Below are 12,904 nucleotides of genomic sequence, written 5' to 3'. Positions count from 1 at the left end.
AAAGATGAATAGAATATTATTCAAGATACTGATATTCAGTATTAGTTTTTTTACACTAACCGGATGTGATGATTTCTTAGATAAAGAAGTTCTTGGAAACTCAACAGATAAGAATTATTATGACACCCGCTACAAGCTTCAGGCGGCCTTAAATGCCGGTTATGACGTATTGCAGATGGATCTTTTCAACGAATGTGAGTGGCGTTTCGGTGAAGCCTGTGCCGATGATGTTTGGGGAGACGATGAAGGTCTGTCAAGCCAAATGGGGCAGTTGGTGCAATTTCGGTTTAGCACATCAAACGAATGGGTGCAAAATAGATATACGATCAATTATAAAGGCATCCATCGGGTAAATCAGGTAATAGCAAATGCGCATAAAGTGAAACTGTCGGTTGACGATTATGCGTCGTATAAGGCTATACGTGAGATATTGGGACAGGCTAAATTTTTAAGGGCTTTATACTATTTCAATTTGGTTAAAACTTACGGGGGGGTACCTATTCGCCCGGAGGTGGAAACGGTAAAGAATCTGGTAATACCCCGTAGCTCGGAAAAAGAGGTTTACGCCTATATTGAAAAAGACTTGAGAGAAGCTGCAATTATGTTGCCTGCCCGCTACATGGGAACCGATGCCGGCAAAGCCGGAGAAGGCGCAGCAGTAGCTTTGTTGATGAAGGTGCTTATGTATCAGGCAACTCCGGGCGAAAAATCGGATTACTGGAGAGAAATGGTACGTTTAGGAGAGTTTTTTGTTGACGGAAGGTCTATGACTTTGGGTGAGATTCTCAAATACGATTCGTCTAAGGAAGATTGGGAAAGCCTTCGTAAACGCTTGTGGTTTAAGCCGAAAGAATTAAACTCATCAACAGATCCCTACGAAACTGAAAACACAGAATTGCCGGCATTGCAGAATGCATATTCGCTCGAATATAAAGACTATTATGGAAAAGATATAGACTATGTTGATCAGTTTTTTCAGGTAGGCGAATTTAGCAAAGGTTCTGTCTTCGAGGTTGTTTTCAAAGAATCGGCCGATGGTTCGGAAGGTGATATAAATGAAGGAACGCCAATCTACACGAACCATTATTCAAGTACTCCTCAAATCTGGACAACTGATGATATAATCCAGCAGATATTTTCCAGCGATCCTCGTCGGAACTATACTATCGGGCATCAGCAATATGCACCTGACGGAGATTTGTGTCAGAGTGGACCGGGGCGTTATCTCTCATTGAAATGGTATACGCCGATCAAAGACCGCCCGCAATATGGAGGCGATAATGGGAAAAACAGGCGTTTGATTCGTTATGCGGAGGTTGTTCTGATGTATGCCGAAGCCTTGAATGAGTGTGGGCAAGGAGCGATGGCTTTGGTTCAATTGAATAAAAACAAAGCACAGGCTAATACTATAAATAACAGTTCGGCATTGTATATTGGAGGCGGTTATGGTCAGATGCGCGATCAGATATGGAAAGAGCGACGTACTGAATTATGTTTTGAGTGGGATCGTTTCTTTGACCTGGTTCGTCAAAAAAGGGCCGCAGATGTTATTAAAACGTATGGTGCAAAACGAGCCAACAAAAGAGGCTATTATTTCAGAGAGGGAATCAACGAGTTATTCCCTATACCTCAAAGTGAGATTGATATATCTAATGGTGTTGTAGAGCAAAATCCGGGGTATTAATTATTAATCAGAAACAGAATGAAAATGAAAATATTTTTTAAGATATTGTTGGGAGTTTGCCTGCCATTGTTTCTTCTCTCTTGCGAAGAGGAAAGTGCCGATACTCCTATCGCCCGAATGACCATTAACAAGGATAATTTTGAAATTAATGAGTCGATGATTATTAACTTCACGGGATATGCAGATCAGGTTGTTGTTTATACCGGTGACGATATGCACAATTATGAACTTAGGGAGCAGAGTAATACCGGATTTGTGGTGAATAAAGGTTTGTTCACTTATTCATATTCATCGCCGGGAATATACAAAGTTGTGTGTATCGCTTCTACGCATACCGATAAAGCAAAAGACCTGAAACGTGACACGTGTTCTTTTACAGTAACGGTAATTGACAATCAGACAGAGATAGATAAGCTCTCGTGCCCTCAGATTCTTTATGATGAAGTGTTTGCGCAAAAGTTGGCTGATGATGAGTGGTTGATGGTTTTACCCCGTAAAGTGAAATATAACAACTCGACTCCGTCGATAGCTTTGTCTCAAAGGTTACGTTTCTATATTCAATCCGATTCTACTAAGGTCTTTGTCAATGATGCGGAGTATTCAAGTACGACTAAGTATAATTTATCGAATACTGTCTATATTTCAGTAAAATCAGATTTCGGAACAGTACGCCCATATAAACTTCACACAATGTATTATCCTGAATTTAATACATTTAAGATGCTTGGGGCAGAAGGGACATTGATACGTAACGAATTTGATTATAGTACTTTCGACATGGCAATTTCGTTACCCGCAGGAACAGATATCAGCAATATTATACCGGAGTTTACAACACACTCGTCAACCGATAAAGTTTACATCGGGAATATTGAACAAACATCAGGAACAACTGCTGTCGATTTTAGTCAAAATGTAGTTTATCGTTTGGTTTCAATTTCTCCCGAAAATGCAAATTTACGGTCGAAAGCGACTGTCAACGTGAAGATTAGTTATCAGTGAATAATATAACAATGAAAAAAAATAAAATTATATTACTATTGTTTGCGTTGACAATGTGTGTCCCATCTTTTGGTCAACGAGTGACACCTTATCAGGGCTCGCGGATATTTTGGGATCTTGGTAGTCAAACAACAGTATTTCCATCGGGGAATTATGCCCGTATGATTGAGCTTCAGGATGGGAGGTTATTGGCTGTTGCCGAGGCTTTGGGAGGAATTAGTATAACGTTCAGCAATAATAAGGGAACTTCGTGGTCGTCTCCCCGGCTTATAGCGTCGCCACCCAATAAAGTATCTTATGCAGTTCCTGATGTTGTTCAGCTGTTGGATGGTACAATTTTAGTCGGATTTAATCCCCGGCCTATGGCCCCGTATTCAACCGATCGCCTTTTCGGTATTCGTGTTTTGCGCAGTACAGATAATGGCGAAACCTGGAGTGACCCATATTTTGTGTTTGACGCGAAGCATGTTTTTGTTGATGGCTGTTGGGAACCGGCTTTTCTTGAATTGCCGTCAGGTGAAGTACAGTGCTATTTTGCAAATGAAAATGAATATACCACAAATGAAGATCAGAACATATCCATGTGCCGTTCTTTTGACAAAGGGGTAACATGGAGCAAACCTGTAACTGTTTGCTATCGTGCTGGTTCGAGAGACGGTATGCCTGCTCCTCTATTGCTTCGCGATGAGAGTGAAATTGTGGTAATCATCGAAGATAACGGATGGCCTGGAAGAAGACATTTTGTAGCTACTACTGTACGTAATACTTTAGACGATAATTGGACAAAAGGGCCTGTAAGTGCAACTAGTTCTAATCGTGAAATGATTTTTGAAACGATACCCCCTGCAGGTTTAATTTCTGCGGCTCCATATATCCGTCAACTTCCATGGGGAGAAACTGTAGCTTCTTATCAGAGTAATGAGAATAGAATCTCAGACGATTTACAGTATTTCGATATGCACGTATTGGTCGGAGATGAAAGAGCGCAGAACTTTAAGGCTAAGAGCACACCGTTTGCTCTTGGCAATGACAAACATTCTATTTGGAATTCTGTGTCGGTCATAGACACGGGAGTTGTTGTGGCTTTAGGGTCTGTCGGGCCACCTAATAAGCCTAATGATGTTTTGATGATTAAAGGATATCCTATCCGTCAGGCACGAGCCGACTATGGAAAAATTACGGTTGACGGGGTGAAGACTTCGGGCGAAAAGTGGACAACATCGAATCTTTCGCAGCTTCATTTGGGGCATGTGAGCAAAAATAAAACAACGGTAGACTTTTTGTATGATGAAAAGTATCTTTATTTCACCTCCCGTGTTATCGACCGAAACATTATAAATACGGGACTTGACAATGACGGCGTACGTTTTATGATTGATGCTGATGATGTTTCAGGGTCTACTCCACAAGAAGGAATGTATAGCTTTTTCTTCGACACGGATGGAACTGTAAAGTTTCAGCGTGCAAGCAACGGCGTGTGGAAAAACGACAATAATACCTCTGAGATATTATATGCCGTTGACGTAAAGTCTATTTATTATAATATAGAAGTAGCTATCCCCTGGAGTTTGATGGGCAAAACTGCTCCTCCTATTGATACCCGAATGGCAATAGCTGTTGAGGTTGTCAATAAAGAGCAATATAAACTCACAACGGATAACATTGCAGACGTTGATAACGACGCTTCGTGGACATGGTTGGAGTTTCGCTTGGTTCCGAATAAAGGCTCAGCGATAACTGCAGATAAAGATAATCCGAGTGTACGGGCTTTCGTCGAAGACAACATTTTGCATATAAATAGTCCGTTCGCAATAAGTGATTTATTTTTCTACTCTTTCACTGGTGGGTTAATTGATAGGAAAACAAATCTGGATCAAAATACCCAAATCCCTCTTCCCCAGTCATGGGGAGGCGGGATTTTGAGGCTACATCTTGTTAGTGGAGATATCGTAAACAAAAAAATATTATTCTGAAATCGGAGCAAGAATATTTTTGTTTAGAGCCTGTTTAAATTTTTAATGAAAAAGATTTGAGGAGTAAAAATTGCCTTTTTAGGCACACAATAATTTCAAAGAAAAATTTTCAACCAGACTCTTAGTAATCTTATCTTTATGACAGAGAAACCGTCTAGACTTTTTCGTTTTATTCAATTTTGTCATCCTGAGAGTATCGAAGGATCTGTTTTTTTTAGATGTTTCACTACGTTCAACATGACAAAAACTTAAAAATTAAGTATAATTTAAAAAGTCTAGATGACTACAGAATTAAATAAAATCAGAAAACCAGAAACCTGATTCATGAAAAATTGTTTTAACCCGGATTCTTATATTTTGAAGATTTTCAGGAATAAATACCTGTTAATCTTTTTCTTGTTTATTTCTATAATGGCATTTCAGCCGGTATTGTTGTTTGCGGCCAATTACAGGTTTATGCACCTTACGGGCAAAGACGGACTGCCTCATCAGCAGGTCGAAGCATTGATGCAGGACGATAAAGGTATGCTTTGGATAGGAACGCGTAACGGACTATCCCGTTATGACGGATATGAAATCACAAGTTATTTTAAACAGGTTGGCAATCCTCATTCTCTGAATCAGAATTTTGTCAGGGCAATATATCAGGATCGGAAAAAAAGAATCTGGGTTGGCACATACGAGGGTGTTTGTTTGTACAGGCCTGCAACAGACGATTTTAAGTGCTACAATTTGTCAAATTCGATAATATCGTCTATCGTAGAAACCCAAACAGGTAAAATTATATGTGGAGGTACTCAACTGTATATATACGACGAAATTGCCGACGAGTTTGTTATGCATCCACGGCAAGACGCTGAATATATAGTGTCGATGGCGGTAGATGCAGACGACCGTTTGTTTATATCGACCAATCAATCCATATTCTACTATGACTCGTCTTTTGCAAAGATAACGCAAATAAGACCTGGTTATTTTTCAGATTTTATAACCGGCTCAGATGGTATAATACCTTTATATTTCGACAAGAAAGGATGCCTTTGGATAGGACGCAATGGCAAAGGCGTTATGAGTATTGATCTGAAAACGGGGAAAGATAATATATACCATGCCGGTCAGCTTTCCGACGGAACGGTGCGCACTATTGCCGAAGATGACCGGGGGCGAATGTGGTTTGGTACGGAAAAGGGTATTACAATATTGGATTCTGACGGTAGAATCGAAGTTTTGCAGCAAGATTTCGTAGACAAGAACAAGTTGAATGACAATGCCATTTATTCAATCATTTGCGATAGGGATGGCAATATGTGGATAGGCACTTATTTCGGGGGAATTAATATTCTACTTAAAAATAGCGAGCAGTTTCTTTGGATTGAGGCGGGATATGGCTCCAAGAACATTAAAGGAAAAGCTGTTCGCAAAATTGTAGAACCACAAAAAGATATTTTATGGATTGCAACCGAAGACGGAGGATTAAATATATACAACACCAAAACCGAAGAAGTAAAGGTTTTTGATCGTATCGAAACATTAGGTCATAATGTTCATGAGCTTTTTTATAATGATGCAAAAAAGGAGATGTGGATAGGAACGTTTCGCAACGGGTTGTTTTGTTACAATCTCTCGTCCGGAGCTTGGGAACAGTATATGCCGGGTTCGCAAAACGGCTTGGCGTCGGATGCTATATTTGCTATTGTGAAAGAACGAAGTGGTACGATGTGGGTAGGTACAACCCAAGGATTGAGGTACTATGATTCTGAAAAAAATATGTTTTTGAAAATCAACCATCCCGTGTTGGACAACGATTTTATTTATTGTTTACTTATTGATAAAGATAATAATATATGGGCAGGAACCCGAAATAGCGGACTTTTCAGGGTCGACAGCAAGACGGGAGAAGTGAATGGATGGAGTGCAAAAACAAATAACTCGCAACTTAAAGACGATTATATAACCAGCTTATATCAGGATTCGGATAACAGAATCTGGATCGGAACCAATAACGGGGGATTGCAATATATAGACCTTTCCGATTTAACAATTAAAACCTTGGCGAATGAGCTCAGCTTGTCGAAAACTACTATTTGCAGCACAATTGAAGACGAACTGGGGCGATTATGGATAAGCACTAGTCAGGGTTTGTATCAGTTTAATAAAGAGCGCAGTGCATTTATCTGTTATACGGTGGAAGATGGCCTTCCCATCAATCAGTTTAATTTTTCGTCATCCATCCAGGCTCAGAACGGACAGTTATATTTCGGGTGTGTGAATGGTTTTATATCATTCATTCCGGAAGATATCAAGATCGAACGAAAGCTCTTTCATGTTCATCTGATTAATTTGAATGTAAACAATCAGATTGTTACTTCAATCGGCAAAGACTCACCCCTGACAGGCGCTTTGGACGATATGACCGATATTACGTTCTCATACGGTCAATCCCGTTCTTTTAGTATCGATTATGCGGCAATATCGTTAGGAAATACCAGTACGATAAACTATCAGGTTCGTTTATTAGGAGTTGATAGAGAATGGCGAAATGTTGGGCAGGAATGTAAATTTGTGGGTTCGAACTTGCCGTTTGGAAACTACACACTGCAAATAAGAGCCAATAACTCGAACGAAGGCTGGGAGCAAGCTCCTATAAAAGAAATCAGATTTATTATAAAGTCTCCGTTTTATCTTTCCGTATGGGCATTTCTGATTTATATTGTAGTTATAGGACTGATTATCTATATCGTGTATAGGATATTTTCGATGCGGATAAGAGAACGAAATGCCGTAACCCTGGCCAATATGGAGAAAGAAAATATGGAAGAAATAAATAGAGTTAAGATGGACTTCTTCACATCGGTTTCACATGAACTGAAGACCCCTCTTTCTTTGATTATGGCTCCACTGAAATATGTATCGACGCACGAAAAGCTATCAGCCGAGTCTTCCGAAAGATTGGATGTTGCTATAAAAAATACAAATAAAATGGTTGGGTTGATTGACGAGTTGGTTACATTCAACAAAGTAGAATCCGGGAATTTTCAGTTCTATATTCAAAAAGGAAATCCGCTTGATTTTATCGAAAATATAGCTCTGTTGTTCAAAGAAAGTGCTTTGGAAAAATCCATATCTTTTTATATTCATTGTGAAAACAATGGCGAAGAAGTTTGGTTTTCGCCGTCGTATGTTGAAAAAATAACAAACAATTTACTTTCCAATGCCATAAAATTTACACCTTCGGGCGGAAATATCATCATAAGTGCTGCAATTACTGAAAATTCGGAAGGTTATACATGTCTGCGTATTGATGTTAAAGACACAGGGATAGGTATTGCCAAGGAAGAACTCGACAACATTTTTGAAAGATATTATCAAACAAAACGAGGTTATAATGTCAACAACAAAGGGTGGGGCATGGGGCTGGCTCTGGTCAAAAAGTTTGCTAAAATTCATAAAGGAGATATTTATGTTGAAAGTTCTATTGGAGAAGGCTCTTGTTTCGTTGTAACGTTAAACGTTTCAGAATCAAGTTTCAGTGCTCAGGATAAGATTAATCCGGATAAAACATTGATCTCGCTTAATCAATACGAATTTGCCGCACCTTTTTTAGAACAAGCTAATTCAACACCTCTGTCCGAAAAGAAAAGTTCGTATTTAGAATCCTCTATTCTGATAGTGGAAGATAATGAAGAACTGCTCCGTTTTTTGTCAAATATGTTTACTCCGAAGTACAATGTTTTTTTAGCAAAGAACGGTGTTGAGGCATTGGAGATTGCACGTAAATATCCTGTCGACTTGGTTATCTCGGATGTTATGATGCCCGAAATGGACGGAAACGAAATGTGTAAAATATTGAAAAATGATATTTCCACATCGCATATACCTATAATTCTGCTGACCGCCAAAAACGACACGGAAGATGTGAAGAAAGGATATGAAAGCGGAGTTGAGGCATACGTGGAGAAGCCGTTTGATCCTGAGATATTAGAGCTTCAGGCAAAAAATATCATCCACATGAAGCAGGTGCAGCGGGGAAAAATAGTGAGTGCCTTGGGTGATAATGTCGAATCAGAATCGCTAAGCAAGTATGATAAGGAATTTATGGAGCAAATAAATCGGCTTATCGAAGAAAATATGGATAATGATCAGTTTTCAGTTGCCAATATAACTCAAAGTCTTTCAGTAAGCAGAAGCCTGCTTCACGTTAAAATGAAAAGTTTACTTAATATATCGATAGGAGATTACATCAGAAAGAAGAGGCTTAATAAGGCATGTGAATTGCTCTCTAATGGCTATAATGTTTCGGAAACTGCGTATAGGACAGGCTTTTCCGACCCCAATTATTTCTCTAAAAGTTTTAAAAAGGAATATGGTGTTAGTCCTACTGAATATCAGAAAAAATAACCCCACCCCTACAATCAAATAGGGTGTTGTCGTAGAAAAGTAGGGGCGAATAAATATTCGCCCCGATATTCGGGCGTAAGATTTTACGCCCCTACTTTTGGGCAGACTAGAAGCCTGCCCTGGAGATAATTTATCAGTTTACTTTTTTATAAAAGTCAATACTTCTTTTGCCGACGACGCTTTATCTGTAACTTCAAGTAAGAATAGCGACGAAGCCAGAGCAGAAATATTTATCTCACAATCTTGTTTCGAAAGATTCCGGGTAAGTAAGCGTCTTCCATCGGATGCCAGAACGGTACAGCTATATTCTTTTCCGGCGTCAAGCCCACCCACACTGATAGCATTAGTGGATGGATTCGGATAGATATAATATTCAGAACGGTTGTCCGACGTGTCGGGCGCAATTGCACTGGTTGTATCAGTTACTAAAGTCAATCTGTTTGTACTTTGTGCCAGATTTTCAAGAATACCCTCTTCGTTTCCTTTCGAACCATCTAAAGGAGCGTATATTTCCAAACTCGATTTCAACATTTTACCTTGAGCAAGTTCTGTTATTTCTTCGATATTCATACCCGAACGATAAAAGAATAATTCTCGGAAATCAGAGACACCATTGGTTTCAAAATCGTTCAGATGGAATGTTTTTGATACTATTTTTTCATTGCATCCACCTACATTTTGTCCATTTACGTACAGTATGGTTCGTCCCCAAGCATAATAATGCGTAAGAGTTATTTGTAGCCATTCGTCATTGTTGGCAGTAGTTGAAGTTGAAATTAAAGTTCTGTTTCCCGCAGTATAACTCAATTTTCCGTCTTCTGTTATTGTCAGATAGCGAGTGCCCGACGCAACATTTGTTTGGATAGAGGCAATGTTTCCGGTTGCTTTTGTTTTTATTCCGAATGAATATGTAAACGAATGTGCTGTGGCTTCGGGAGTAAAAGATATTTTACTTTTCGACACCGACGGATCGAATTTGTAGCTTGTGCCTTCAACTCGTTGAGGCAAGGGTTTACCAGCCTCTAAAGCATCAAAAAGAGAAGGTACTATTGCATAAGACAATTCGGTGTGCCCGTCTGTGTTAGGGTGAAATGCGTCCCCTCCATTCTGATAGCCGGTTGCCCAACGGCCGGCTCCATTGTCTATTGCACCCAGCAAGTTCACACTGGGAACGTCCCACTTATGAATCAGCAGGTTCATTTGTTTTATAAAATCATAATCGGTTGCATTAAAATCGCCACGGGTATAATTGTTGGTTACAACGGGAACTTTGCTTACCTCTCTGGCTTTTTCTATTAGATGTAACATATTGTCACGGTATCTGATGAATCTTTCTTCACCAAAGTCGTGGATGCCTTCGTTGCCTAACGACAAAGCATATATTACGTATGGAGCGCAATCGCTCAATAAGTCTCTTTCCCAACGATTTAGTAAATCCACAGTAGAATTACCACCAATGGAGATGTTCGATGTTTTCCAGTTTAACCCTAATTGCTCGTCAAAACGTTTTTCCAACAGGTTTCCGAACATGTGGATATATCCGAAGTTGTTGCTGGCTCCGGTACCACTGGGAACAGAAGATCCCATGACTGAAATTTTAAGCTCTTCTTTCGAATCACAATCAATATAATATGTATAATTCAGCAAGTCGAGTACAACCTTGAAAGTTCCGCCTTTCATTGTAATATCCTGAAGCGTATACCCGTAGGATGGAGCCTCGGACATATAAAATACCGAATTTTCATTGGCAATCTTTTTCAGTTCCACACTCTTGTTAATTATAAAATGGAGTTCGCCCTGATTTTCAAAATTCAGAGTTTGCGACCAGACGCCGTTTCCTTTATATTCCAAATTCAGACCTTTTTCTTTGTCCCAGCCATTGGATGTTACCGTACCAATAACACTAACCTCATTTATGGCAATAATTTCGTAGGTGTAATCCGACAAATTTGCACGGATAAGAGCCGGACCGCTAAAGTCTACTGTAATCGGACTTCCGTTTAGCTTCAATGAACCGGGAGTATCTCCCATTCCAAATTTTAGGGTGTTGTTTTTGTCGGCATTAAATAAGATAGTCATGCCCGAGGTAACTGTCGTATACATTTCGTATACGCCTGCACCGGCACCGTCAGCTCTTTTCAGGTTCTTCATTTGCAGACCGTCGCCAACATCTTGCCCGTTTTCTAAGGTATACAGTTCATTTATCTGATTAGAAATAGTTATACTTTTTGTGGTGGAGATTTTTTCGTCATTGCTGTAAACAATTGAAGCTGTAACCTGTACAGTTCCATTGATTTTTGGGTATACTTTTCCTTTTGAGTCGATACGTGCTATGTCTTCGTTATCCACAGACCATATAATATCCGGATAAATAGCTAATTGGGGTAAAACACTGGCAGACATTTGTATAACCTGTCCGGGTTGTGTTATGTTTTCGCCCGATATGGAAATGGATGTTGCTTTGGATATATTGATATCACACTCTTCAATTTTCAACGTATTGATATGTGCAAAACCTCCCCTGAGAAGAGAAACTTTGAAGGTTATTATTCCATCCTCGTTAGGCATGATCAAATCTGAAACAAATATCTCGCTGTCGTTTTTATTTTTATCCAGGTTTGCATCCACACCTACGGAAAGATTGTTTCCTCCCATTTTGTGAGGCCCTACCGAAGAGTTAGTTCCTGCAAAGGTGAATAGTCCTATCCGGTCGTTACTATCCTGTCGGCTACCGAAAGCATAAAACCGATAATACTTGTTTTTATTCAATTTCGAAAATTCTATACTACTGTTCAACGTATTGGCAGTGTTGTCTACAAAAAAGTAATCGTGCGTAGCGGTAGCAATGGCGAAGTCGCTAAGTAAATCCCGATTGGGACTGAGCAGTGCGCCGTTTTTCATGCCATTGGATAAGTAGTTTCCTTTCAGAGTAAGTGTATAAGAGCTATTTGCATTATCAGCTGTTATCAGGTTCAATGTAGCTCCGCTTTGGGTAGCAATCATATTATTCCAATAGTTGCCATTTTCGTCAGGACTCTCGGTTTTAAGCCCGTCAGTTCCGTTATCTTTACCGAAGTCGATATAGAATTTATCTCCGGCAGTAACCACAATGCCGTTGTATTCTTCTATCTTCATGGCGTTAATGTAAGCAAAACCTCCGGTCAGAATTGAAAGTTCGAATTGTATTTCTCCATTTTTATCGGGGAAAATCATATCCGAAGTAAAGATGTTACTGTTGTTCTGATGTGTTCCGGTTCCTCCCAGGTTAGCGTCCGATGTTTGATGTAAGCTGTGGCTGCCGTTTGCTCCCGATAAGGAAAAAATTGAGGTTCGGTTTTGATCATGGCTCCGGCTACCGAAGATATTAAAACGGTATGCCTTATTTTTATCAAGATTTTTGATTTTAAAGGCTCCCGCACGATTGTTATCCACAAAGAAATAGTCGTGTGTAGCAGTGACGATGGCTAAGTCGCCAAGCAAATCGGCACTGGGATTGAGTAATGCTCCATTTCTCTTTCCGTTCGAAGAGAAAAATTTTGTTATTTCTAAAGAATAACCGGTCGATACATTTAGTGCATTTACTAAATTGAGATTAGAACCCGCCGCAGTTTCGACTGCATTATTCCAGTAATTTTCATTGATGTCGGGACCCAGAGTTATTTCTCCGTCGTCGAAATTGTTTTTACCGAAATCAATGTAAATCTTTTGTTCCAAAGTCTGTGCTTGCGACCCAATGCAAAACAGAATGCTAAAAAAAAGAAATAGTTTTTTCATGATATAAAAATGATATTCACAATCCGAAATTTCTTTTGAATTGTGGTTAATGATTAAGTTATTATTGGTAATT

The 12,904-nt window shown here is 39.5% G+C and carries 5 protein-coding genes; 4 read left to right on the top strand and 1 reads right to left on the bottom strand.

Features of this window, described 5'->3' with window-relative positions:
* Positions 1 to 4: 4 nt before the first annotated feature.
* From D0T56_RS13285 to D0T56_RS13270, 4 genes are all read left to right on the top strand, one after another.
* Positions 5 to 1,684, top strand: a complete 1,680-nt coding sequence (locus tag D0T56_RS13285) for a RagB/SusD family nutrient uptake outer membrane protein (protein WP_163320642.1) — start codon at positions 5 to 7, stop codon at positions 1,682 to 1,684.
* Between the two features lie 24 nt (positions 1,685 to 1,708).
* Positions 1,709 to 2,686 (top strand): DUF5017 domain-containing protein, encoded by a 978-nt coding sequence (locus D0T56_RS13280; protein ID WP_255491178.1) that lies wholly within the window; start codon positions 1,709 to 1,711, stop codon positions 2,684 to 2,686.
* Positions 2,687 to 2,697: 11 nt separating this feature from the next.
* Positions 2,698 to 4,659: a sugar-binding protein gene (locus D0T56_RS13275; RefSeq protein ID WP_163320640.1), complete on the top strand. Its 1,962-nt coding sequence runs from the start codon at positions 2,698 to 2,700 to the stop codon at positions 4,657 to 4,659.
* 324 nt (positions 4,660 to 4,983) lie between these two features.
* Positions 4,984 to 9,057 carry a two-component regulator propeller domain-containing protein gene (locus D0T56_RS13270; RefSeq protein ID WP_255491177.1) on the top strand — a complete coding sequence of 1,358 codons (4,074 nt, stop codon included), beginning with the start codon at positions 4,984 to 4,986 and terminating at the stop codon, positions 9,055 to 9,057.
* Positions 9,058 to 9,195: 138 nt separating this feature from the next.
* Here the strand turns inward: D0T56_RS13270 and D0T56_RS13265 are convergent, their stop codons facing one another.
* Positions 9,196 to 12,831, bottom strand: coding sequence for an Ig-like domain-containing protein (locus D0T56_RS13265; RefSeq protein ID WP_163320639.1), 3,636 nt, complete (start codon positions 12,829 to 12,831; stop codon positions 9,196 to 9,198).
* Between the last annotated feature and the right edge of the window lie 73 nt (positions 12,832 to 12,904).

Origin of the sequence: Dysgonomonas sp. 520 (genome assembly GCF_010501095.1) — a bacterium.
Classification (GTDB): domain Bacteria; phylum Bacteroidota; class Bacteroidia; order Bacteroidales; family Dysgonomonadaceae; genus QVMP01.
The sequence above is the reverse complement of the archived record's forward strand: the minus strand, read 5'-3'. Positions and strand labels throughout refer to the sequence as shown.

Excerpts from the sequence above, each read along its gene's own strand:
- D0T56_RS13285 (WP_163320642.1), top strand. The coding sequence starts at position 5 with ATGAATAGAATATTATTCAAGATACTGATATTCAGTATTAGTTTTTTT.
- D0T56_RS13280 (WP_255491178.1), top strand. The coding sequence starts at position 1,709 with ATGAAAATATTTTTTAAGATATTGTTGGGAGTTTGCCTGCCATTGTTT.
- D0T56_RS13275 (WP_163320640.1), top strand. The coding sequence starts at position 2,698 with ATGAAAAAAAATAAAATTATATTACTATTGTTTGCGTTGACAATGTGT.
- D0T56_RS13265 (WP_163320639.1), bottom strand. The coding sequence starts at position 12,831 with ATGAAAAAACTATTTCTTTTTTTTAGCATTCTGTTTTGCATTGGGTCG.
- D0T56_RS13270 (WP_255491177.1), top strand. The coding sequence starts at position 4,984 with ATGAAAAATTGTTTTAACCCGGATTCTTATATTTTGAAGATTTTCAGG.